We start from the raw sequence: 23,204 nt of genomic DNA on the forward strand, positions 1-23,204 counted from the left end.
CGTGATCAGAATATCTCTCGACCTCATGGGTGGCGACTTTGGTCCCCAGGTTGTCATCCCCGGCGCCGCAAAGGCACTGGACCGGCATCCGGATATTTCCTTCGTTTTCTACGGTCTTAAAGAACAGTGCGATCCCTTTCTCGCCAAGTTCCCGAAACTCAAGGAAAAATCGGTCTTTCACGACTGTGAGCTTGCTGTCAGCATGGAAGAGAAGCCGAGCCAGGCGCTGCGCCGCGGCCGCTATGTCTCGACCATGTGGCGCTCGATCGAGGCGGTGAAGACGGGCGATGCCGATGTCGCTGTCTCTGCCGGCAACACCGGCGCACTGATGGCGATGGCGAAATTCTGTCTTCGCACGATGGCCAATATCGAGCGCCCGGCGATCGCGGCGATCTGGCCGACGCTGAAGGGGGAGAGCATCGTGCTCGATGTCGGTGCGACGATCGGCGCCGATGCGCAGCAACTGATGGATTTTGCGCTGATGGGCGGCGCCATGGCGCGCGCGCTTTTCGAGATCGAACGCCCGACGATCGGCCTTCTGAACGTCGGTGTCGAGGAGGTGAAAGGCCAGGAAGAGGTCAAGGAGGCCGGCCGCCTGTTGCGCGAGGCGAATATCGATTCGCTCGAATATTCCGGCTTCGTCGAGGGCAACGATCTCGGCAAGGGCACGGTCGACGTTGTCGTCACCGAAGGCTTCTCCGGCAACATCGCGCTCAAGACCGCCGAAGGTACCGCCAAGCAGATCGCCGAATATCTGCGTGCCGCCATGTCCCGCACGTTGCTCGCCCGTATCGGCTATCTCTTCGCCAAGAGCGCCTTCGATATGCTGCGCGAGAAGCTCGATCCGAGCAAGGTCAATGGCGGAGTGTTTCTCGGGCTGAACGGCATCGTCATCAAGAGCCATGGCGGCGCCAACGCCGAAGGCATCGCTGCTGCCATCGAGGTCGGTTACGACATGGCTAAGAACGGCCTCAATCAGAAAATAGAAAACGATCTTAAGAAATATCATGCCAAGCGGCTGCCTCCCATAGGCCCGGAAGCGGCATGAGCTATGGGGTTCAATCGAATATGATCCGTTCAGTGGTTCGCGGATTCGGAGCCGCACTTCCGAAGCGCGTGATGACCAATCGTGATATGGAGGCCATCGTCGATACGTCGGACGAATGGATCGTCCAGCGCACCGGCATCCGCCAGCGTTACGTAGCCGGCGACGACGAGACGACGGCCTCGCTTGGCGAAGCCGCCGCGCGTGCGGCCCTTGCCAATGGCGACCTGACGCCCGCCGATATCGATCTTATCATCTGTGCCACCTCGACGCCGGACAACACCTTTCCGGCAACCTCGGTCAACATCCAGAACCGTCTCGGCATGAGCCACGGTTTTGCCTTCGACGTCCAGGCCGTCTGCACCGGCTTCGTCTATGCGGTCACGACCGCGGACGCCTATATCCGCGGCGGCCTTGCAAAGCGCGTTCTGGTCATCGGTGCAGAGACTTTTTCGCGCATTCTAGACTGGAACGATCGCACCACCTGCGTGCTTTTCGGCGATGGCGCCGGCGCGATAGTGCTCGAGGCGGCAGAAGGCGAGGGCACGTCTGCCGATCGCGGTGTGCTGACCGCGCATCTGCGCTCCGACGGTTCGCACAAGGACAAGCTTTATGTCGATGGCGGACCGTCGACGACGGGCAGCGTCGGCAAGCTGCGCATGGAAGGCCGCGAGGTCTTCAAATATGCAGTCGGCATGATCACCGATGTCATTCAGGCCGCTTTCGATTCGACTGGGACAACTGCCGAAGACCTCGACTGGCTGGTGCCGCACCAGGCCAATCGACGCATCATCGACGGTTCGGCGAAGAAGCTGAACATCGATGCGGACAAGGTCGTCGTCACCGTCGATCTGCACGGCAATACCTCAGCCGCCTCGATCCCGCTCGCGCTTGCGACCGCTGCCGGCGACGGCCGCATCAAAAAGGGCGACCTCGTGATGCTCGAAGCGATGGGCGGCGGCTTCACCTGGGGCGCTGTTCTGCTCCGCTGGTAAGCAGGAATCCTAAAAAACTGGCGGCGAACAAGAGCTTGACCGTGAGGCGCAAGACAAATACTCTTCGTTCGCTTTCAAAAAATATTTTGTAATGGGCGGGGAAACCATGACCGGAAAAACAGTGACGCGAGCAGACCTGGCGGAATCCGTTTTCCGCAAGGTCGGTCTTTCCCGGACCGAATCCGCTGAACTTGTGGAAACCGTCATCGACGAAATCTGCAACGCCATTGTGCGGGGCGAAACCGTCAAGCTTTCCTCCTTCGCCACCTTCCAGGTTCGCGATAAGAACGAGCGGATCGGCCGCAATCCGAAAACCGGCGAGGAGGTTCCGATCTCTCCGCGCCGGGTGATGACCTTCAAGGCTTCGAACGTGCTGAAGACGCGCATCCTCAAAGCGCATGTCGCCCGCAAGATCAAGCTGAAGCCGCAGAATCCGGCTCTCTGAGATCGGACTTCCTCTTCCTGGTGCAGTGTTTTTTCTCGCGCTGATCGATCCCCTGTGCGCAACGTCGAGACATGACTTGAATTGTCGACGCCAAACCTTTGAAATATGGTGAGTCGCAGTTGGATTGAGCCTGTGAGGTTGCGTAGCACATGACGTTGGACAAGAGCCCCGATGCCTTTCGCACCATCAGCGAAGTCGCAGACGATCTTGATCTGCCGCAGCATGTGCTGCGCTTTTGGGAGACACGGTTTCCCCAGATAAAGCCGATGAAGCGCGGCGGCGGCCGTCGCTACTACCGGCCGGAGGACGTCGACCTCCTCAAGGGCATCCGGCATTTGCTCTATGATCACGGCTATACGATCAAGGGCGTGCAGAAGCTTCTGAAGACCAACGGCAACAAGTTCGTCATCTCCGTTGGCCACGGCGATCTCGCCAGTGTCGAGGCGCTTGCCTCGGGTGCGCAGGAGGCGGGCGCCGGGGAACCGCGTGTGGGCATGGCGGAGGAGGATCAGATTGTCGGCCGTGCCAAGCCGCCGATCACCCGCCGGTTCTTCAATTTCGTCGCCGGAGACGACGAGCAGCCGGAAGTCTCGATCGGCAAATCGAGCGTCGGCAAGGAAGATAGGGCGCTGCTTCAGGAGGCTCTCTACGACCTCCTGGAATGCAAGCGTCTGCTCGATCAGGTGCGCTGATTAGGTTCCGCAAAGCTGCTTCATCGCCTGTTCGAGCTCACTGAGCTGGAACGGCTTTCGCAGCACCGGGAGCGCGCTGGGGCTGCTGCCTTCCGGGGCGCTGCCATATCCCGTTGCGTAGAGATAGGGCTTGCCGCGTTCGTCGAGCAGCTTTGCGACCGGCAGCGAGCTACGGCCGGCGAGGGAGACGTCGAGGATTGCAGCGTCGAACTCCGCGTCCCTGGCGGCTGCGAGCGCCCGTTCCAGATCCGGCGCGCTCGCACGAACCCGATAGCCGAGATCGCTCAGCATGTCCTCGAGCAACATGGCGATCAGCGCATCGTCCTCGACAATGAATATGTCTTTCATGATCCCGTCCCCCCATTCCCCTGCCGGGGCACGAAGATTTATGTGGACCGCTCGCGAAGCGCGTCAAGACGCCACGCGCAGTGGTGGAAAACTTGTCGCGCAAAACAGTGCAGCCGTTTTGAGACGCCGATATGTGTAAACATAAAAATCCTAGGTGCGGCAAGCGAATCTGAAAGATCGCGCCGCGCTTTGGAAACAGCATATTGCCCGGCGAAATTCGATGTGCAAAAGCTGGGATGCCGTTTCCGCGACGGCCGAGAAGGGGTGTGGAATGGATTTGTTGAGTGCCACGGATTGGCTGCGTCACAGGCCGGGCTATACCTATCCGCTGGCCGTTGCCTTCGTCGGTCTGACCTTTCTTCTAAGACTTGCCGCCAGTGATTACCTCTCCGGATTTCCTTTCCTGAGCTTCCTTCCGGCGATCCTGCTCGCAAGTTTCATAGGCGGCGCCGGGCCTGGCTTCGTGGCGGCCATGCTCGCCGGTTTCCTCGTCCAGCAGTTTTTCGTCGAGCCTCACGATGCCTTCTGGCCGGTGAGCGCCGGCCAATGGGTCGGTCTTGCGACCTTTCTCATCAATGCCGTGATCATCATCGGTCTGATGGAGACGATTATTGTCGCCTATGGCAGGCAGAGCCGCCTCCGCAGCGAGCTCAACAGCTTCAATGCGCGCCTTGAGGAAACGGTGGTGCAGCGCACTGCCGAACTCAGGCATGAGATGGAAGAGAATGCCGCCGCCCAGGCGCAGGTGCGCCAGTTGCAGAAGATGGAGACGATCGGTCAGCTCACGGGCGGGGTCGCCCATGATTTCAACAATATGCTGGCGATCATCATCGGCAATCTCGATCTCGCTCAGCGGCGGATGACCGGACACGAGGATCCGCGTCTGCTGAACTCCCTTCAGAACGCCAGAGACGGCGCCCAGCGAGCCGCGGTATTGACCGCACGTCTTCTGGCCTTCTCTCGTCAGCAGCCGCTGGCCCCGGAGATGATCGACGTCAACAAGCTGGTCGGCGGCATGTCGGAGTTGCTGCGGCGCACGCTCGGCGAACATATCCGAATCGAGACCGTGCTTGCCGGTGGCCTCTGGCCGACTTTCGCCGATCTTAGCCAACTCGAAAACGCCATGCTGAACCTTGCCGTTAATGCGCGCGACGCCATGCCCGGCGGCGGTCATCTGACGATCGAGACCGCCAACACCGAACTTGACGAGCGATATTCGCGCATGCATTCGGAGGTCGAGGCGGGCCAGTATGTAATGATCAGCATCACCGACACCGGAATCGGCATGTCGGCCGATGTAATCGACCGCGCCTTCGAACCGTTTTACACCACCAAAGGACCCGGCAAGGGAACCGGTCTCGGGCTGAGCCAAGTCTACGGCTACATCAAACAGAGCGGCGGCCACATCAAGATCTATTCGGAGATTGATCGGGGGACGACGGTGAAGATCTATCTGCCGCGTCATGTCGGCAAGGCGGATGCCCGCCTGGCCGCCGCCGGCGCCCAGCCGATTCCTCAGGGGAGCGTTAACGATACTATCCTGGTGGTGGAGGACGATGAACATGTCCGCACCATGACCGCCGAAAGCCTCCATGAACTCGGTTACAGCGTGTTGCAGGCGGCAAGCGGCGTCGAGGCGCTTCTCCTTTTGGAGGAGAACCCCGACGTCGATCTGATCTTCACCGATATCGTTATGCCGCAGATGAGTGGACGCCAGCTTGCTGATGCCGTTCAAGAAAAATGGCCGGCGATCCGGATTCTTTACACCACGGGTTACACGCGCAATGCCATCGTCCACAACGGCGTGCTCGACCACGGCGTCTCGCTGCTCGCCAAGCCATTCAGCCTGGAGCAACTCGCTCATAAGATACGTGAACTCTTGAACGTGCCGGTGAGCACGGGAGATGAGGGCACGTGAAGCCGTGCAGGACTATGCGTCTCCAGCCTCAATCCCTTATTCGAGAACCTGGATCACGCGGTGTGTCTTCGGCTCGACGATCACGCGCCGCTCGTTGACAACGGTGTAGGCATAGCCGTCGACATTGGGCACGGTATGGACTTCAATAGTATCCGGCAGCGTCGCGCCAACCGTGATTTCGCCGTCATAGACGACGGATGGCGTGTTTTGCTCCATGACATAGGTGCGCACCTCGCCGGGCAGGACGACGGAACCGGTTGGTGCGGGATCGGTGACGACCACCGTGCTCTGTGCGAAGGCGGCCGAGCAGATGGTCAGCATGGCGGCCGTAGCCAGCATGATCTTGCGCATGGGATAATCTCCTTTTTGAACTCTGGACATCAAGGCAACGCCGGCCAAACCGCATAGTTCCGCTACCGCCTTGGCGTCGTGGGAAGGCCGGCGCGCCGATTGTTTGTTGCGAAACCGGTTTATGCACCATAGGGTTGAGCTGTCCGAATCACGTTCAATGCGAGTCGTCTGGTGGCATCAGGGTCGGGCTTTTACCCTTTGTTAACCATGTCGGCGATTTATGTCAGGTGAACGGCCGGGTGGCCGCTGATTCGACGGTCCGTCGCGTTTCGGTCTGCGAATGGATATCTGGAAAGACGATTACGGCGGCTCGAGACATGCGCTTGGGGAAGACGATATCGCTGTTGGCCGTGGTGGGTCTGATGGCCGGCTGCACGTCGACAGGCGGTGTGCGACAGCCTTCCGGACCGGAGACGGTGGCGCCTGAAAAGGCGCTGGTCCTGCCGCCGCCGGGCGGGCCGTCGATTGTCAATGTCGTCGAGCGCAAGCGCGGCAATGGCGTCGAGCAGACGATCTCGCTGTTCACCTCGTCTTCCGTACCCGGCCAGAATTTTCTGAAAGCCGAGTTCTTCGGCGCTTCCGGGGCCAATCCCGGGATGGGCAATGCCAGCTTCAGGATGATCAACGAGAGCGGCATTGCCCGCGAGGTGGCCCGTTCGGCTCCCGGCGTGCCGATGGCGACATCGGCGACCTTCCTGCAGAACGCCTATGGCCCCTTCGGCTATGCTTCCGGCCGCAGCCGCGCCGGCGATACCTGCATCTATGCATGGCAGCAGATCCGCTCGAGCGCGGCCGCCAATACCCAAGCGCGCAATTTCGGCATGATCCAGCTGCGCCTGCGCCTGTGCGATGCTCGCGCAACCGAGCGCCAACTGCTCGGCATCGTCTACGGCTATACCATCACCGGCACCTTCGACGGCCCGACCTGGAATCCGTATGGTAACCCGCCCCCCGCCAGCGCGGCGCTCGGTCTTACCGGTGAACCGATCTATCCCGATGAGGGCGGATATCGCGCCAGCCCGATGCCGCTCGGCTATGAGCCGGCCCCTGCCGTAGTCCGCCTGCCGCGGACAGCTCCGGTTCGCAGCGCCCCAAGCCAGCAACCGGTGCAGGACGCCGCGCCCTTGCCGACGCCGATCGGTCCGCGCGTGCCGCTGCCGAGCGAGGCGCCACAGACGAGTGCCGCGCCGGATCCGGCCGCCGCGCCACTGGAACAATCGGCAAGAGCGATCGGCGTCACGGTGCCCTCGCCGGATTGCATAGGCGACGCGGCCATGACGACCGCCTGCCGGAGATAATGAGTGCCCGGAGCGCCGGGTGGCGCCCCAGTTGAGCAATTTCGAAGGAACGTCGATGCGCAAAGCCCGCAGTGTCTTCATATGGGCCGTTGTTTCGCTCTGCATGATCGTGCTGATCACTCTGCCGGTTAATCTGCAGACCCAGCTCATCACCAGCATTACGGTCGTCTCGGTGATGGCGCTCATTAAGATTCTGAAGGGCGAGGGGACATGGCGCTTGGTGGCGCTTGCCTTCGGAACGTCGATCGTGCTGCGCTACGTCTATTGGCGCACCACCAACACCCTGCCGCCGCTGAACCAGCCTGAGAATTTCATTCCCGGCTTGCTGCTCTACCTTGCCGAAATGTACAGCGTCGCGATGCTGGCGCTCAGCCTTTTCATCGTCGCCACACCGCTTCCGTCGCGCCCATCGCGAGCCGCCAATCCCGGGCGCTTGCCCCATGTCGATGTGTTCGTGCCTTCTTATAACGAGGATGCCGGCCTTCTCGGAAACACGCTGGCTGCCGCCAAGGCGATGGACTATCCGGCCGACAAGCTGCATGTCTGGCTGCTCGACGACGGCGGCACCATGCAGAAGCGCAATTCCGGCAAGTTGCTCGAGGCCCAGGCGGCGGCGGCCCGCCATGTCGAGCTGAAGCAGCTCTGCCAGGATCTTGACGTCACCTATCTCACGCGCGACCGCAACGAGCATGCCAAGGCCGGCAATCTCAACAACGGCATGAAACATTCGACCGGCGAACTCATCGCCGTTTTCGACGCGGACCACGCGCCGGCTCGCGATTTCCTGCTCGAGACGGTCGGCTACTTCGAAGACGACCCGAAGCTCTTTCTCGTCCAAACCCCGCATTTCTTCATCAATCCTGACCCGCTCGAACGCAATCTGCGCACTTTCGAAAAAATGCCGAGCGAGAATGAGATGTTCTACGGCATCATCCAGCGCGGCCTCGACAAATGGAATGCCGCCTTTTTCTGCGGCTCGGCTGCAGTCTTGAGCCGCAAGGCGCTCGAATCCCAGAACGGGTTTTCGGGCATCAGCATTACCGAGGATTGCGAGACGGCGCTGGCTCTCCATGGCAGCGGCTGGAACAGCATCTATGTCGACAAGCCGCTGATCGCCGGGCTGCAACCGGCCACCTTCGCGAGCTTCATCGGCCAGCGCAGCCGCTGGGCGCAGGGTATGATGCAGATCCTGCGCTTCCGCTTCCCGCTTCTGAAGCGCGGCCTGTCGATCCCGCAGCGCCTGTGCTACATGTCATCCACGCTGTTCTGGCTCTTCCCGTTCCCGCGCACGATCTTCCTGTTTGCGCCGCTCTTCTACCTGTTCTTCGACCTGGAAATTTTCACGGCCTCCGGCGGCGAATTCCTTGCCTATACGCTTGCCTATATGCTCGTGAATCTGATGATGCAGAATTACCTCTACGGATCCTTCCGCTGGCCCTGGATTTCCGAGCTTTACGAATATGTCCAGACGGTGCATCTGCTGCCAGCTGTCGTCTCGGTCATGCTCAATCCGCGGAAGCCGACCTTCAAGGTTACCGCCAAGGATGAATCGATCGCCGTCAGCCGCCTGTCGGAGATCAGCCGCCCCTTCTTCGTGATCTTTGCGGTGCAGATCATCGCGCTCGTCATAACCTTCTACAGGATCTATGCCGAGCCCTATAAGGCCGACGTCACACTTGTCGTCGGCGGGTGGAACATGATCAATCTGATCATGGCCGGCTGCGCACTCGGCGTCGTATCGGAACGTGGCGAGCGCGCGTTGTCCCGGCGCGTCCGCGTCAACCGGCGCTGCGAGTTCTATGCCAATGGCAAGTGGTATGCGGCCTCGATCGAGGACGTCTCCGTCCATGGCGCAAGGCTGCATATCTTTAACAAGCATCTCGATGAACTGCTCGTCGGCGCCCCCGGCGAGATGCGCTTCCGGCCCTATAGCGGTGCAGATCTCGAAACCCTGCCGCTGATCGTCCGCAACATCGAGCCATCAGGCGATATCAGCAATGTCGGCTGCCAATACGTGCCGAAAAGCGCGCTTGATCATCGCCTGATCGCCGATCTGATGTTTGCCAATTCCGATCAGTGGACCCAGTTCCAGGAATCTCGGCGCCGCAATCCGGGTCTCATTCGCGGCACCATCTGGTTTCTCGGCCTGTCCCTCTATCAGACCAGCCGCGGCCTGGTTTACCTCTTCCGCAGCATGCGGCCGGAGCGGGAGGCGCAGCAGCGGGCGGCAAAGGTCAATGCCGGATGAGAAAGATCGTCGCCGCCGCGCTCCTCCTGTTGCATGCCCCCGCTGTCACCCAGGCGCAGACGGCGCCCTTCGACATGTCCGGCGAGCGTCCGCCCGGCGCGTCTACTGCCCCGAGATTGACGCCGCCTGCTCCGCCCGCAGCGACGGCGCCAGTACCTGTCACGCCACCCATTTCCGTTGCGCCCGCACCCGCTCCTGCGCCGATCACTGTCGTGCCGCAGCCGGCAGCGCCGGCGCTTCAGCCCGGCGCGGCGAATGCCGCTTCGCAGCCGCGCCACCGCGATATCAGGCGTTACTTAGTGCCCTTTTCGAAATTCAGCCTCAATGGCGAATATGACCGCCGGTCATGGTCTGTCTATCTGACGCCCGAGCAGGCGGCCGCCAAGGCAAGTTTCACCTTCGCCTATCAGAATTCGATCGTCGTCGCGCCGGAAGCATCCGCGCTGACCGTCTATCTCAACAATCGTCCGATCGGTCAGCAGCGGGTCAGCTCGGCGGACGGCTCTTCCGCCGTCACTTTCGAAGTTCCCCCCGGCCTGTTGCAGCCGGGCGCCAATCTCGTGACCTTCCAGGCAGAGCAGCGCCACCGCACCGACTGCAGCATTCAGTCCACCTATGAATTATGGTCGAATATCGATCCGGCCGGAACCTATCTGAGCTTTGCCGGCGGGAATGCTGCGGAGCTTTCGAGCGCCGACGCGATCCGCGCTATCGGCATCGATGGCGCGGGCAGGACGGAGTTCGATATCGTCGTCCCGGCGCTGGAGCAGCCGGGGACGACCAAGCCGTTGTTGCGGCTGGCACAGGGCCTGTCGGTGCTGAGCAGCATGCCGAACCAGATATTTGCCTTCAGCGCCGCCTCTCTTCCGGCCGCCGGTCCTGGCAAGCTCGGTGTGCTCGTCGGGACCGCCGCGGAGCTGCGGCCGTTCTTTCCCGGCCTACCGCCCGGGGCCGAAAGCGCGCCGCTCGCCGCTTTCGTGACCGATCCGCGCAGCGGCTCGCCGGTGCTTCTGATCAGCGGCCCCTCATGGCAAGCAGTCTCCTCCGCGATGGATGCCATCGTTTCGCCGACTGACAGGTCCGCGGACGTCCGCCGCGATGCACTGACCACCGAGCGCTGGAGCGCGCCGAATGCGCCGCTGGTCTTTTCCGACACCAGCATCGCCCTCTCACAACTCGGCGTGAAGACCACGGAATTTTCCGGCCGGCGGTTCCGCACCAGCTTCAATGTCGCCGTGCCGGCCGACTTCTATGCCAATGCCTATGGCGAGGCCAAGGTGCTGCTCGACGCCGCCTATACCGACAATGTGCTTCCCGGCAGCCATATCGATATCTACGTCAACGACAACATCGCCTCCACCGTGCCGCTTACTTCGACCACCGGCGGCATTCTCCGTCATCTGCCGATCCGCGTGACGATGCGCCACTTCAAACCCGGCCTCAATACGATTGCGATCGAGACGATCCTGATGACGAAGGACGATGCCGCTTGTGCTCCGGGTGCTACCGCCGGTGCCAATCCCCGTTTTGCGCTGTTCGATACCTCCGAAGTGCACATTCCGGATTTTGCCCGCGTCGGGCAGCGTCCGAACCTGGCCGCAATGTCCGGCACAGCTTATCCCTATGGCCGGGCGACGGAACCGACGCCGCTCTTCATGGATCGCGTCGATGCAGATACGCTTTCGGCCGCCGCTACGCTGCTCGGTCAGATGGCGGTGATGGCCGGTCATCCGATCGCCGTCGAAACCGTGGCGTCGCCGAATACCATCGGCGATCGGGACGCCATCTTCATCGGCTCGATTTCGCAGATGCCGGCAACCGCGTTGACGCAGGCCAACATCTCGACGGCGAGCCAAGCCTCGTGGCGTCCGGTGGCCGACACGCAGCCAGGCGTCGTCGATACCGGCACGGCCTTCGAGGAGTGGAATTCCAAGGTGAGCGGCGGTATCTTGCGCAGCCGCATCACTGCCTTCCGTGAATGGCTGGGGCGCAATTTCGACATCACCCGCAGTTCGCTGCAGTTCATCCCCGGGGCCGAGACGGTCTTCACCCCCTCCAACGCCGACACGCTCGTGGTTGCGCAAGGCTCCAGCCCCCTGGGAGAGGGTTCGTGGACCGTGGTGGCGGCACCCTCGGCAAAGGATCTGCGCGAAGGGCTCGAAGTGCTGACCGGTCAGTTGAACTGGCCGCAGATATCAGGCCATATCACCACCTATTCGAGCAAGACGGGCAAGATCGATGCGGTGCCCGTCACCCGCTTCGATTTCGTCCCATCCACGCCTTGGTCGATCGTCAATTACCGCTTGATCGCCGCCAATTGGTTGTCGACGAATATCCTCTCCTATGCTTCGCTGCTCGTCGTCTTCGTGCTGCTGATCGGCGTCGCTACCTCGCGCATGCTCAAAACGCTGGGCCGGTCCAAATGAGGTGGTGGCGCGTGCTTCTGCTTGCGGCGACGCTTACATTCGCCCCCGTAAGCCCGTCCGCCGCTGCACAGCAGGCGATGATCAATGCCGATGCGTGGTCTGCCTATAAGGCGAAATTTCTCGATGCGAGTGGCCGGATCATCGATAACGGCAATGGCAATATCAGCCATAGCGAAGGACAGGGCTATGGCATGCTGCTCGCTTATCTCTCGGCGAGCCCCGCGGATTTCGAGCAGATCTGGTATTTTACCCGTACCGAGCTGCTGTTGCGCGACGATGGCTTGGCCGTATGGAAATGGGATCCCAACGTCAAGCCGCACGTGACCGACACCAATAATGCCACGGATGGCGACATGCTGATCGCCTATGCCCTGGCGCTTGCCGGCACCGCATGGAAGCGCAACGACTATATCCTCGCCGCCTCCCGCATGGCGCAGGCGCTGCTTGCGAAGGCCGTCGTCCACTCGGCGGGCCGGACGCTGCTGATGCCGGGCAGCGAAGGTTTTGGCGCCGCCGATCGTGACGACGGCCCCGTCGTCAATCCTTCCTACTGGATTTACGAGGCAATGCCTGTCATGGCAGCGCTTGCTCCCTCCGATGCCTGGAAAGAGCTGTCGGACGACGGCGTGGCGCTGTTGAAGACGATGCAATTCGGTCCGCGCAAGCTTCCTGCCGAATGGGTCAGCCTCAGTGGCCCACCGCGACCGGCAGAGGGTTTCGACGCCGAATTTGCCTATAATGCCCTTCGCATCCCGCTCTATCTCGCGCGCGGCGGTATCACAGACAAGGCGCTGTTGAACCACCTGCGAATGGGGATGTCGCAGAATGGCATTCCGGCCACGATCGATCTGACCACAGGCCGGCCGAAGACCGTGTTGCTGGATCCGGGTTATAGAATTGTTAACGATGTTGTGGCCTGTGTGGTCGACGGGACCAGGCTGCCGGTCTCGGCTCTGCAATTCGCACCCACGCTCTATTATCCGTCCACGCTTCAATTGCTGGGGCTGGCCTTTATCGGGGAGAAGCATCCGGAGTGTCTGTGAAAGCTTCTCTCGTGGCGATGTCAGCGGCAGTCGTGGTGGCGACCCTCGTCACCGGACTGAAGGATCGTGGCGCCCTGCAGCAAAAGCTCGGCCTTGGCTCCGCAGACAGGCCGGAGCCGGAGCTGTTGATGATGGGCCGCATCAAGCCGGACGACGCTCCCGCGGGCAATTCCGAATTCAATGCCGAAACCGTCGCCGACAGGATCGAAGCGATCACTTCGTCACCGGCACCGGGCAGCGGTGAGTCGAATGTCGCTGCAGAGCAGCCGGCAGCACCGCAACCCGATGCGCCTCAGACAGCTGCGGAGCCGGCCCCGGTCGCGCCGCCGATCGTTTCCGAACCGCCGGCGCCTCAAAAGGCCGCGGCGTCCGCGCCGCCTGCCGTCGATGAAAGCGCGCTTCGCTATTTTGCCAGCCGGGGCGACAAAGTGCGCCTGCAGGCCGAAATCTCTCGGCTTCAGGCGCTTTATCCCAACTGGGTTCCGCCGGCCGATCCGCTCGCCGTGCCGCAAAACGGCGACAAGCAGCTCGAGGCCATGTGGAAGCTTTATTCCGATGGCCGCTATGCCGAGTTGCGCAAAGCGCTCGCTGACCGTCAGGCCGCCGACGCCGGATGGCAGCCGCCGGCCGATCTGCTCGAGCGGCTTGGTGTCGCCGAGGCCCGCTCCCGCCTCATCAACGCTTCGGATCTCAGGCAATATGCGACCGTGGTCGATATCGCCGCGGCGACGCCGAGCCTGCTCACCTGCAGCGAGGTCGACGTGCTCTGGCGTGTCGCCGAAGCCTTCATCCGGACGGAGAGGACGCAGCGCGGGGAGGATGCTTATGCCTATATCCTGAAGAACTGCACCGACGCTGCCGAACGGCAGGCGACGGTCGAAAAAGCCTCGACCCTGCTCGACTACCAGCCGATGCAGGCGCTGCTGGCGCTGGAAAAACCCGCTGTCGACGGCAGCAGGGAATTCGATGCAATCCGCGACAACCTTGCCCGACGTTTCGTCGCTGAAAGCAACGACGATCCGAAGCTCGCCATTGCGCCGAATTATATCGCTCACCTCGAAAAGCTCGCCGAAAGCCAGGGGCTGGCCTCCGATGCGCTGCTGCTCGGCTGGCACCAGCTTCGCCGCAACAACCCTGCCGATGCCGAAAAGTGGTTTCGTGCCGCCCGCGACAGGGAGGATACGGCGGCCGCCTCGCAGGGGTTGGCGCTGGCGCTGATCGCCCGCAAGGCGCCGCGGGAAGCCGAGGACGTGATGTTCCGCTGGCGCGCCGATTCCGATGACGCGACCGCAACCTATCTTGCCGCCACTGCCAACCTGATGGCGCTGCAACCGCCGGCCGATCTGACCGAGGACGTGCTTCATCGGATCGCAGCCGAAGTCATCGCCCGGAAATATGTGCCGACGGCGCAGCAGTTCGGCTGGTATGCCCGTTCTCTCAACCAGTTCCAGACCGCCGCGCGCTGGTTCGAGACCGCGCTGGCCTGGAAACCCGACGACGAACCGTCCGCCTATGGCCTTGCCGTCACGCGTGAGCAGCTGAACGACCGCAAGGGTGTCCTCGACCTCCAGCGCGGCTGGGCCGGCCGGTCGGCGCGAATCGCCAGTCTTCAGGACACTTCCTTGCTGGCGCCGAGCTCCGATACGCTGTCCGCAAAAGCGCCGCTCGCGGCGCAGCAGCCGGGCCAGCCGGTAGAGCCGCAGCGTCCGGTCGCTTCCACGGCGCCGACTGTGCGGCAGCCGCAACCGGAGGTCGCCATCCGCGCCGCAAGGCCGGCGATGCAGACGGTGACTGTCGAGCGCGGTCCGCGCCAGGCGCGGGACTGCTCGACGACTATCGACGCGGGACGACTGGGGCCGGGCGAGGCGCTGTCGCGCGGCTGGTGCCTGATGGATATCAATCGGCCGATGGAGGCGGTCTCGGCCTTCGAGACGGCGTTGCAGAGCCCGGTCCGCAAGATCCGCGAAGACGCAGCCTATGGTCAGAGTCTCGCCTATCTGCGCGCCGGTCTTTCCAGCAATGCCGCCGTTGCGGCAACCAGGGCGCCGCAGAGCCACCAGCGCGCTGCCGAACTGCAGGTGGCGATCCTCGCCGATCGCGCCTTGTCAGCCTTCGACGCGGGACGTTACCGTGAAACCCTCATCTATCTCGATCAGCGCGCCCAGTTGCAGCAGGAGCGCATCGATCTGATGGTTCTGCGCGGTTACTGCTATCTCAATCTGAAAATGTATGATGACGCGATGCGGATCTTCGAAGCCGCCGCCGCGACCGGCAATCGCGACGCCGCACGTGGTCTGGCCGATGTTCGCAACGTCACGCATCCCGATGTCAACGACTGACGTTGACGCCGTCGCCGCTCTCGGCTACTCGCCTGCCGGAGAGGCCCCGGCTGCCTCGTGCTCGCAAGGAAACACCCGTGCCCGGTCACCACGACGTCCTCGATAGATCCTATGACGCCTTCCTCTTCGATATGGACGGAACGCTGCTGAATTCCATTGCCGTCGTCGAGCGCGTCTGGAGTGAATGGGCAAGACGCCATGGTTTCGAGCCGGAGGTTTTCCTGAAAACGATTCACGGCATCCGTGCCTCCGACGTGATCCGCGGCCTCGGCTTGCCGGGTGTCGATCCGGCGCACGAGGCGGATCTGCTGCTGGCCGAGGAGATGGAGGACGTCGACGGCATCGTCGAAATCCCCGACGCCGTCCGCTTCCTCAACGCTATCCCCGACGGCAGATGGGCGATCGTCACCTCGGCGCCGATCGAACTCGCCAGGCGCCGCATGGCTGCAGCCGGCATTCCGATGCCGAGGGTGATCGTCAGTGGCGAAATGGTCAAATCGGGCAAGCCGAGCCCCGAGGGTTATCTGCTCGGTGCACATCGACTCGGGGTCGACCCGGCGAACTGCCTGGTCTTCGAAGATGCCGTTGCCGGCATTCTCGCTGGCGAGGCCGCCGGCGCCGATGTCACCGTCGTCACCGAAACCCACGCCACCCCTTTCGAAACTCCGCATTTTTCGGTTGCCAATTATCGGGCGTGGCAGCCTCGCCAGACCGCCGAAGGCCGGCTGAAGGTCGTCGCAATCTGAACGTTACCGGGCGAACTGATGTCAGTGGAATCATAATGACATAAGAGACTTCCGGCTGATTGATTTGCAACGGTGCGTTGAGTTCGGTTTAAAAAGTCGGTCGCAAGCCCGACCAGGGTGGTCGTGCTCGGCCCTCGGCGCTGTGCTCCATGTTAAAGTCGCTCAGCACCCCAGCTGCCGGCGTCGCTTCGAAGCGAAGGGCAGTATCCGGCCGGCGGGATTGCCAATCATGCCGAGCACGCCGACGTCCTATTTCTCAGCGCGGTTAAGGAGAATGCGCATTTCGTCGAAGCGGCGCTTGCGGTCACCGTCATCGGCGTTCGGTGAATAGCACGTGCTCGACACGCAGAAGCGCGCCAGGTTGTGCGGCTTGTCCGCCTTGTCGAACTCGCATTCGAATATGTCGGTCATTTCGGCCGGCGCGGTTCCCTGCCGCGTCGAATAAGACATGCGAACACCCGGCGGCTTCAACTCGGGAAAGGATTGCACGGTGCCGATAGCGAGCTGATCGGTCATGAAGAAGCTCTTTGCCACGGATTTGCAGGTATCCTCGAGCTCAGGCGACTGCGCCATCGCATCAGCGGGTAGGGCGAACGCGGCAAAGGCAAACAATATGATCGGCTTACGCACTGCGACTTCCTCCACTGTCTCTGTCGGTTGAGGTAGGGCGGTGAGACCAAAAGCAAATGGTGGTCTGACTGCGGTGAATCAAACAACCCCACCATGTCCGCTTGTGGTGACATCGGACTTCAGTCTCGGTCTCGCGATTGTTTTCCAACATCAAGTGTCTGTTGGCGATCAATAGCCTTTAGCCGAGCCATTATCTGCAAACAGCTTCTTCCTGGCATACCACTCGCATTCGAAGTTTTGCGAACCGGCGAGAAACACGTGCACATCATGCTCCGCACCGCCGGTTTCCACCTCGACACCTCGCGTTGGATTTGTGAATGTAACTCCCGTAGGCGCATCAGTCGCACGACACAAGCGCGAGCACCGGTTGGCGGTAGTCAAAGCCATCGCTGATGAAAAGAAAGCTGCAATCGCCAAAGGCCGGGCGCAGATTGCAAATGAGCTCGCTTCTACCGCAGACGACGAGACTCCGTCATTGAAGGCTGAGCACGCCTTGCGTTTCAAATGGAAAGGATGGTCAACGAATTCGCCATCGGAAACATCGCGTGGGACTTTCGTGGGACTGTTTGCGCCGATCTGTGCTTTTCGACGGCTTCCGTTCTATTTTTATTCCACGACCCTCATTTTCCCCTTGCGCTATGAAGGCCGATTTCATAAAGCAATCAAGCCGTTTCGGCAGGTCGGGGCGTAGCGCAGCCCGGTAGCGCACTTGACTGGGGGTCAAGGGGTCGCTGGTTCGAGTCCAGTCGCCCCGACCATTTATCCCCTTGAAATCCCAGTCAGAACATCACGATAAATGTGAGTGCAGCGCGTGCGTGGCTGCGGTAGAGAACGGGCCGTCAGTGCGGTTTCTGCGCGATTGCAATCATCGATTTTGCCAGAAGCGGAATTCTTCCGACATATTCGAAGTCGACGTCTTCGAAACCTGTGTCGAGCAGCAGCGTGCTGAGCGTCCCCGGGGACCAGAATTTGATGTGGCCGTGCTCTTTGAGCGGCATGAAATGGTCATCCATCTTTCCGCTTACCGCCAAAGCCAGATTTTTCCAGTAACCGTGAAAAGGCGTCGATACGACCGCAATGCCGCCCGGTTTCACCAGATCGTACATGGTTGCCGAGAAAGCCTTCGGGTCGTAAACATGCTCCACCACCTCTATGCTGATCACCGCATCGAAGGTCCCGTAGCGGCTGGAAAGATCGTCGTAGCCGGAACCGATTTCCAGCGGAAGATCGGGATGGACCGCTTTCGCTTTCGCAATACCGTCCTCCGACGGATCGACGCCCACGACGTCGTAGCCTTTCTCCACAAGCACCGAGGCAGCGCCGCCGGTGCCGCAGCCGAGATCAAAGACCGCCGTTTCGCTAGCCTCGTGGAAAGTGTTTTCAAGAACATCGACAACGGTCGGCAGGATATAGGAATGAGCAGTCGTCGGCTTGGCGTGAACATAGGTAGTAGCGTCCAGTTCGATAGACATTTTACCTCCTGAAAAAATTGAACGAGCCGAGGCAATGGTACGGCGGACTTTGACGGCAGTGTGGTGCCGTTATGGTAATAAGGTGATCAACGCCGGTCGGCATTCGCCGCATCCTCCGATGCCCATCGGCCGAACCGCTTTAAGCTCCTCTTCACCACGATGCGAGTGATAGTCATGCTCGCGGCGGGAATATCCCGGAGCTGATTGACAGTTGAACGCGAAGATGCTGAAAACGGCCGGACTTCGGATCCGTGTCATCAGGTGGAGAAAATCGTCAGTCTATCTGGTTTGATTTTGACCACGTGAAGTAAATCATGTGATGAAATGCTCCCTTGACGGGAGTGGTCAAAAAATAGCTTTTCTGGTTATTTTTGAAACCCATCAATAGACGGACGAACAGCTGTCTATTTTGTTAAGACTGTACAGAGTTTTAGGCCGACAGGCTTGGTTTTGAATTTCAGAGAACCTTTTGGCGTTTCGCACTTTTGCGAATATGTGTAGATTAGGACTGTTCCTCTCAGAGATTGCCTGGTGCGAGCGCATGGTGGATATGAACCAGACTCTAACTTGCAGGCAGGCCCTTGCCGGTGCTTTCCAAGCTCTGTCGGACGAGGCGGTCAAGGCCGGTTGGTCGGAGGGCGACGTCGCCCTCGCGCTTGCCGAACTTGCGGAGGAACGAGTGATCGAGCTGACCGCTAAGGTGATCACCGAAGGCTTCATCGATCCGCCGTTCATCGCCGCTGGCGGCCGCTGCAAGGCCTGAAGCACGTTACGGCAACGCCGGGATCAGGATCAAGCCGCGAATCTGAAAAAACGCAACACGCCTGAGCCGCTCTCACACCGGTAATCCTGTGGCCTTCGCCGCTGTGACAAAGGAAACTCCTGTGGCGTGCGGGCTGCGCAGCCGATCGAGCGCATCAGGACAATATTGGAGCGCAGCGCGATAATCGCGCCCCCGCTTGCCCGGCCGTCGGTTCAGATATTCGACGGCGTCACGGGCGGTGGAAACGATCAGGCCGGTGGCTGGAGATAAGACTTGGACGGGGAGGGAAAGTGTTTTTTACTCAACGTTGCATTCGCAGATCCCTCCTGCAAAACACGCTGCACGCGCGGGGAGGAAAATTTCTTCCGCAGGAATTTGCGCAGTTGCTAAAGTTAGGACCCTCACGCATAATAACCTCATTGCCGGTTGCGGAGGGCGGCAGGCGATGCAAGCGTGTAGGCGTTTGCCCTCGGAGGGAAGTGCGGCGTGATGTTAAGGTCATCAATTCATCCGCATGATTTACCGCTCTTTTCGGAAGATCTCGACCTGCTTTCGCAAGTGCTCGACAAGGTCTGCGACGAACGCGGCCTGGTCAGAACGACGCCGGAAGCCGAGAGGATCGGTGCGGTTATCATTCAGCTTTACAGGCAGGGCGTGAGAGACGGCGGCAAACTCGCCGACCTTGCCAAGACCTATCTCTGATACCCGGTTCCCGCAATAAAGGATGGGACCGCGAAACCTGACGGATAGATCTGGTCAGTCATCATTGGCGGCATTGAGATTTTCCGGCCGGATGCCGTCATCGGTTGATGTGCGTGCCCGCAACCGGATGCCGGGACCGCCTTCATCTTGATTGCCGCTCGACAGGAAGATGATGCCGTGCGCCTCGAGGGTACTGCGCACGTCGAACAGCGCATGCGGCTCACCCTCAAACTGGCCCTTTTCCAACGCCGTCACGATCTCGACCGGCAAGCCGCTTGCGGCGGCGAGCTCTTCGATGCTCATTCCGATCATGGCGCGCGCGCCGCGTATCTGCGTTGCAGTGATCATGGCGCAAAATCTAGCGCATTTGCCGCGCTTCGCAAGTGGCGCAGCGGCTGATTGCGACCTGTCGTAATTTTCAAGCGTCCCGCAATTTTACACCGAACAGATCGTCATGCATGCGCTCGACGGCGATCCCCATGCCTCCCATGAGGGCGGCGCGGTTGCCGAAGCGGCTGATCTCGATGCGCGGCGGGTAGGGGGTGCAACGCGGCAGAAAACCGCGGATGGCGTTTACGAGTTCCGGCCTTGCACCAATGCTGCCGCCGGTGATCACCAGCTCGGGGTCGAGAGTTGCTCCGATGGCGGCAATAGCGATGGCCACCAGCCTCGCCGTTTCTTCGATTGCGGCGATAGCGCTCGTTTCGCCTGCATTGAACGCCGCGAAGAGGTCGGCCACGGTAGAAGCGTTGCGGCCGCCGAAACCGGTATAGCGCCGCAGCATCGCAACGCTGCCGACCGCGCTCTCGAAGGTTCCCAGTGTAAAACCGCCGGGATCAAATGCATCGCCGCCGAGTGGAAGATAGGCGATTTCGCCGGCCGCGCCACGGGCACCACGCAACAGCGCGCCATTGGCGATAATGCCCATGCCGACGCCGGTGCCAAGCGCCACGAAAGCAAAATTGCCGACCTCGACGCCGTGTCCCCGCCATCTCTCCCCTTGCGCGGCGAGGTTGACGTCATTTTCGATGATCACCGGTATGCCCATCTTGTCGCTGAACGCTTGCCGCAGATCCATCGCGTCCACGCCGGGAATATTCGGCGCCACATTGATATGTCCGGTAGCCGGATCGAGAACGCCGGGACTGCCGAGAACGACGAGACGCAGCTTGTCGGCAGTCGTCCCTGCCGCAAGCGCGAGTTGAGTGATCAGGTCGCTGAACTGGTTGACGAGATGCGGTCCACCGCGTGGATCGGTGGGCATTTTGGTTTCCGCAACGACGTTACCCAACAGATCGCAGATAGCCGCAGCGATCTTGGTGCCTCCGAGATCCATGGAGACAGCCAGGCCCGCGCTTGCGTTGATTTCATAGATGATCGCATTCCGGCCGGGACGACCATCGGTCTGCCCGACAGCTTTCAGCCACCCCTCATCCTCAAGATCGCGCACGACATCGGAAATGGTCTGTTTCGATAAGCCGGTCAGCTTGGCAATATCGGCGCGAGAGATCTTCCCCTTGGCTAACACGGTCCGGATCACCGCGTTGGTCGAGATTTTTCGTGCGATGGGAGTCTGTACGATAGAAGAGGTCGTTGCCATCCGGCTGCTCGTTCCAATTAGTTCGAGGTGTATCCCTAATGTAAGGTTGGTCCGGTTCTCAACCATCGCGAAATGGCGGGTTTAGTCCTCAACCCTCGTCTCGTTGGCCGAGTTCAGTACACGGAAGTCGACAATTTGTCTACGTCCTTGACAAAAGAGGAGCCGCCTGTAGGCTGGGGATCAACGCGTAATCACATGCGCGATTGAAGAGGGTCGTGGACAAGTATGCACCATACATATTGTCTGGGTCAGCGCGCACGCGCCAAGATCGCCCGAAGGGGAATCGGCTCAGGCTGGTTCGGCTGTTTCTCCGTTTCGCGTTCTACGGGTTCCTCAACACGGCTGTCGGGGACCTGTGTATGATAAAGCCCTCGACGGATGGACAGCTTTCAGCGAACGCCGGCGTATTGCTGCCTATAATGGCGCCACGCCTTCAGGCGGATGTTCATCCGGACGGATATGCCGATCTTGCCCTTTGGGGTGCCGGCAGCTTGGGGCGCGTGCGGTTTTCTCCGATCGCCGGCCCCTATAGTTACGCTCCGAACCGGCTCGTCTCGAAACAGGGCGGTGTTTTCGTCGCGCAGTCGCTGCCGGTGATGCTGATCAAAGGAGTGAGCCTGGAGGGCGTCTATCCAGCGCGCCGTTGCGCCTGGTGGCACGAGCCTGATGGGCGAGACGCGAAAGCGAAGGTGTCCCGCAGCGGCCATCGGCAGATTTTCGAAATGGGCTGGGGCGCCCTTATCGTGGAAGCTCAAGAGTCCGATCTGCGGATTGCCGGCGGTGCCTCGAGAAATGAAGCCGAGAGAGCGCTCGATCTCACCAGTGAAGCCATTATCACCGAAGCCGCGGAATATGTGGCGCGTTGCGACATGATGCCTGAGGCCGACCCGCTGATGCGCAGCATGGTCAGCCAGGGCATACATGCGGCCCTTTCCAGCATAAGGCGCGACGAAAACGGCGCCTTCGCCGGCCTTGCCGCCGGGCAGGCCTATAGCGCTCCGGCGCGGACCTATTACCGCGATGGCTATTGGACGATGCAGCCTCTTCTGACGCTTGCTCCGGAGGCGGTGCGCGACGAGATCCGGCTGCTCGCCAAGGGAATCCAGCCCGACGGAGAGGCCCCGAGCGGCGTTATTCTGACGGGACCGGCGCAATCGGATGCCTGGCAGAGCTTCGTCGCTGACTGCAAGGCCAATCCCAGAAACCACAAAAGAGCAGTTCCGGAGTATCATAATCGTCCGCAGGATTGGTGGAGCGACCACTTCGACAGTCCGCTTTTCTTCATTCTTTTTCTGGATGATTATTTCGGCGTTACGAAAGACGTGGCCGAGGTGCAGTTTCATTGGCCGACAGTGAGGGCGATCATGGATCGCTATGTCAGTCTGGCCGGTCCCGACAGCGTTCTGCCGCTGAAGCCGCGCAACGACCGAGATTGGGCCGACAATGTCTTCCGTGACGGCCTTGTCTCCTACGATCTCGGCCTCTTCGTCGGCGCGATGGATGCGGTGGCGAGACTGGGCGAGGGGCACGATCCGAGCCTTGCCGAACATGCGCGCAAAACCGCAATGCTTGCTCGCCGGGAAATCGAAGCCAGGCTCTTCGTGCCGGCAACGGGAGGATATATCGACTACGGAACGCCTGGCTCTTTTGTCGAGGATCATCTGGCTCTCGACAGCCTGACCTTGTCGCGATTTAGTGCTATTTCAGAGGAGAAGGCTGTCGGTCTCCTGAGAGCGTTTGAAACCAGACTGGAAACGCGCAACAATCAGGAACAGCCCTATGGCAGTTGGGGTGTGATGTGCGCCTATCCACCATTCAAGCGGCAAAGCGATTTGCGATCCAAGACCGCCTTTCCCTACCGCTACCATAACGGCTCGGACTGGCCTTATTGGGACGGCGCCTACGCCGAAGAACGCCTTCGCCACGGACTTGGAGGCGCTCGCTACGCATTGACGCGCTGGTGGGAAACCTGCCTCGACAACGGCTGGATCGGCGCGGTGGAGTATTTCTCGCCGCCTTACGGGCGCGGCTCGCTGCTTCAGGGCTGGAGCGCCATGCCGGCGGCGGTGGTTCTCAAATATGGGCTGGACGCCGCGAATGCGGAGCCGATGTCATGAACTCTACGGCGTCGTCGGCTCTAGTC

Annotated in this window: 22 protein-coding genes and 1 tRNA gene; 16 read left to right on the plus strand and 7 right to left on the minus strand. The window is 60.9% G+C overall.

Annotated features, from left to right (window positions below):
• Nucleotide 1 precedes the first annotated feature (1 nt).
• From plsX to AC13QO_RS04050, 4 genes are all read left to right on the plus strand, one after another.
• On the plus strand, nucleotides 2-1,048 hold the full coding sequence (plsX, locus tag AC13QO_RS04035; RefSeq protein ID WP_020920961.1) for a phosphate acyltransferase PlsX: 1,047 nt from the start codon (nucleotides 2-4) through the stop codon (nucleotides 1,046-1,048).
• Nucleotides 1,049-1,068: 20 nt separating this feature from the next.
• Nucleotides 1,069-2,040 carry a beta-ketoacyl-ACP synthase III gene (locus tag AC13QO_RS04040; protein ID WP_085780034.1) on the plus strand — a complete coding sequence of 324 codons (972 nt, stop codon included), beginning with the start codon at nucleotides 1,069-1,071 and terminating at the stop codon, nucleotides 2,038-2,040.
• A gap of 106 nt (nucleotides 2,041-2,146) precedes the next feature.
• Nucleotides 2,147-2,485 carry an integration host factor subunit alpha gene (locus AC13QO_RS04045; RefSeq protein ID WP_085780035.1) on the plus strand — a complete coding sequence of 113 codons (339 nt, stop codon included), beginning with the start codon at nucleotides 2,147-2,149 and terminating at the stop codon, nucleotides 2,483-2,485.
• Between the two features lie 149 nt (nucleotides 2,486-2,634).
• The gene (locus tag AC13QO_RS04050) at nucleotides 2,635-3,177 is read left to right on the plus strand and encodes a MerR family transcriptional regulator (RefSeq protein WP_011424865.1); all 543 of its coding nucleotides are present in this window, start codon (nucleotides 2,635-2,637) and stop codon (nucleotides 3,175-3,177) included.
• Here AC13QO_RS04050 and AC13QO_RS04055 read toward each other — a convergent pair whose 3' ends face one another.
• On the minus strand, nucleotides 3,178-3,525 hold the full coding sequence (locus tag AC13QO_RS04055) for a response regulator (protein WP_488539978.1): 348 nt from the start codon (nucleotides 3,523-3,525) through the stop codon (nucleotides 3,178-3,180). It lies immediately after the preceding gene.
• Between the two features lie 271 nt (nucleotides 3,526-3,796).
• Between AC13QO_RS04055 and AC13QO_RS04060 the strand changes: the two genes are divergently transcribed.
• Nucleotides 3,797-5,443: an ATP-binding protein gene (locus AC13QO_RS04060; protein WP_488539979.1), complete on the plus strand. Its 1,647-nt coding sequence runs from the start codon at nucleotides 3,797-3,799 to the stop codon at nucleotides 5,441-5,443.
• 36 nt (nucleotides 5,444-5,479) lie between these two features.
• Here AC13QO_RS04060 and AC13QO_RS04065 read toward each other — a convergent pair whose 3' ends face one another.
• Complete coding sequence (locus tag AC13QO_RS04065) at nucleotides 5,480-5,794, minus strand: DUF1236 domain-containing protein (protein WP_085777724.1); 315 nt, start codon at nucleotides 5,792-5,794, stop codon at nucleotides 5,480-5,482.
• Nucleotides 5,795-6,111: 317 nt separating this feature from the next.
• On the opposite strand from AC13QO_RS04065, the gene bcsN reads away from it, so the two are divergent.
• The 6 genes from bcsN to AC13QO_RS04095 all read left to right on the plus strand — a co-directional run bounded on the left by bcsN (nucleotide 6,112) and on the right by AC13QO_RS04095 (nucleotide 15,894).
• On the plus strand, nucleotides 6,112-7,092 hold the full coding sequence (gene bcsN, locus AC13QO_RS04070) for a cellulose biosynthesis protein BcsN (protein ID WP_488539980.1): 981 nt from the start codon (nucleotides 6,112-6,114) through the stop codon (nucleotides 7,090-7,092).
• Nucleotides 7,093-7,147: 55 nt separating this feature from the next.
• Nucleotides 7,148-9,340, plus strand: coding sequence for a UDP-forming cellulose synthase catalytic subunit (bcsA, locus tag AC13QO_RS04075; protein ID WP_085780036.1), 2,193 nt, complete (start codon nucleotides 7,148-7,150; stop codon nucleotides 9,338-9,340).
• Nucleotides 9,337-11,766, plus strand: coding sequence for a cellulose biosynthesis cyclic di-GMP-binding regulatory protein BcsB (locus tag AC13QO_RS04080; protein ID WP_085777726.1), 2,430 nt, complete (start codon nucleotides 9,337-9,339; stop codon nucleotides 11,764-11,766). Before bcsA ends, AC13QO_RS04080 begins: the two co-directional genes overlap by 4 nt.
• Nucleotides 11,763-12,809 (plus strand): family 8 glycosyl hydrolase, encoded by a 1,047-nt coding sequence (locus AC13QO_RS04085; protein ID WP_085777727.1) that lies wholly within the window; start codon nucleotides 11,763-11,765, stop codon nucleotides 12,807-12,809. Before AC13QO_RS04080 ends, AC13QO_RS04085 begins: the two co-directional genes overlap by 4 nt.
• The gene (locus AC13QO_RS04090) at nucleotides 12,806-15,148 is read left to right on the plus strand and encodes a cellulose synthase (protein WP_085777728.1); all 2,343 of its coding nucleotides are present in this window, start codon (nucleotides 12,806-12,808) and stop codon (nucleotides 15,146-15,148) included. Before AC13QO_RS04085 ends, AC13QO_RS04090 begins: the two co-directional genes overlap by 4 nt.
• A 77-nt stretch (nucleotides 15,149-15,225) precedes the next feature.
• Nucleotides 15,226-15,894 carry an HAD family hydrolase gene (locus AC13QO_RS04095; protein WP_085777729.1) on the plus strand — a complete coding sequence of 223 codons (669 nt, stop codon included), beginning with the start codon at nucleotides 15,226-15,228 and terminating at the stop codon, nucleotides 15,892-15,894.
• A gap of 249 nt (nucleotides 15,895-16,143) precedes the next feature.
• On the opposite strand, the gene AC13QO_RS04100 is transcribed toward AC13QO_RS04095, so the two are convergent.
• The gene (locus tag AC13QO_RS04100; protein ID WP_064801724.1) at nucleotides 16,144-16,524 is read right to left on the minus strand and encodes a hypothetical protein; all 381 of its coding nucleotides are present in this window, start codon (nucleotides 16,522-16,524) and stop codon (nucleotides 16,144-16,146) included.
• A 367-nt stretch (nucleotides 16,525-16,891) separates the two neighbouring features.
• Between AC13QO_RS04100 and AC13QO_RS04105 the strand changes: the two genes are divergently transcribed.
• Both AC13QO_RS04105 and AC13QO_RS04110 read left to right on the plus strand, forming a co-directional pair.
• A complete protein-coding gene (locus tag AC13QO_RS04105; RefSeq protein WP_198175512.1) occupies nucleotides 16,892-17,215 on the plus strand; it encodes a hypothetical protein in 324 nt (107 codons plus the stop codon).
• Nucleotides 17,206-17,282, plus strand: a tRNA-Pro gene (locus AC13QO_RS04110). The genes AC13QO_RS04105 and AC13QO_RS04110 overlap by 10 nt, the downstream gene beginning before the upstream one ends.
• Nucleotides 17,283-17,363: 81 nt before the next feature.
• Here AC13QO_RS04110 and AC13QO_RS04115 read toward each other — a convergent pair.
• On the minus strand, nucleotides 17,364-17,996 hold the full coding sequence (locus AC13QO_RS04115) for a class I SAM-dependent methyltransferase (protein ID WP_085777731.1): 633 nt from the start codon (nucleotides 17,994-17,996) through the stop codon (nucleotides 17,364-17,366).
• Between the two features lie 541 nt (nucleotides 17,997-18,537).
• Between AC13QO_RS04115 and AC13QO_RS04120 the strand changes: the two genes are divergently transcribed.
• A complete protein-coding gene (locus AC13QO_RS04120) occupies nucleotides 18,538-18,759 on the plus strand; it encodes a hypothetical protein (RefSeq protein ID WP_085777732.1) in 222 nt (73 codons plus the stop codon).
• A 72-nt stretch (nucleotides 18,760-18,831) separates the two neighbouring features.
• On the opposite strand, the gene AC13QO_RS04125 is transcribed toward AC13QO_RS04120, so the two are convergent.
• The gene (locus AC13QO_RS04125; RefSeq protein WP_488540009.1) at nucleotides 18,832-19,011 is read right to left on the minus strand and encodes a DUF982 domain-containing protein; all 180 of its coding nucleotides are present in this window, start codon (nucleotides 19,009-19,011) and stop codon (nucleotides 18,832-18,834) included.
• 237 nt (nucleotides 19,012-19,248) lie between these two features.
• Between AC13QO_RS04125 and AC13QO_RS04130 the strand changes: the two genes are divergently transcribed.
• Nucleotides 19,249-19,461: a hypothetical protein gene (locus AC13QO_RS04130; RefSeq protein ID WP_064801730.1), complete on the plus strand. Its 213-nt coding sequence runs from the start codon at nucleotides 19,249-19,251 to the stop codon at nucleotides 19,459-19,461.
• Between the two features lie 54 nt (nucleotides 19,462-19,515).
• Here the strand turns inward: AC13QO_RS04130 and AC13QO_RS04135 are convergent, their stop codons facing one another.
• Nucleotides 19,516-19,809, minus strand: a complete 294-nt coding sequence (locus AC13QO_RS04135; RefSeq protein WP_085777733.1) for a helix-turn-helix domain-containing protein — start codon at nucleotides 19,807-19,809, stop codon at nucleotides 19,516-19,518.
• A gap of 70 nt (nucleotides 19,810-19,879) precedes the next feature.
• Complete coding sequence (locus AC13QO_RS04140; protein ID WP_085777734.1) at nucleotides 19,880-21,061, minus strand: ROK family transcriptional regulator; 1,182 nt, start codon at nucleotides 21,059-21,061, stop codon at nucleotides 19,880-19,882.
• Nucleotides 21,062-21,420: 359 nt separating this feature from the next.
• On the opposite strand from AC13QO_RS04140, the gene AC13QO_RS04145 reads away from it, so the two are divergent.
• Nucleotides 21,421-23,178: a glucosidase family protein gene (locus AC13QO_RS04145; RefSeq protein WP_488539981.1), complete on the plus strand. Its 1,758-nt coding sequence runs from the start codon at nucleotides 21,421-21,423 to the stop codon at nucleotides 23,176-23,178.
• Nucleotides 23,179-23,204: the final 26 nt, after the last annotated feature.

Source organism: Rhizobium sp. CNPSo 3670 (assembly GCF_057784555.1).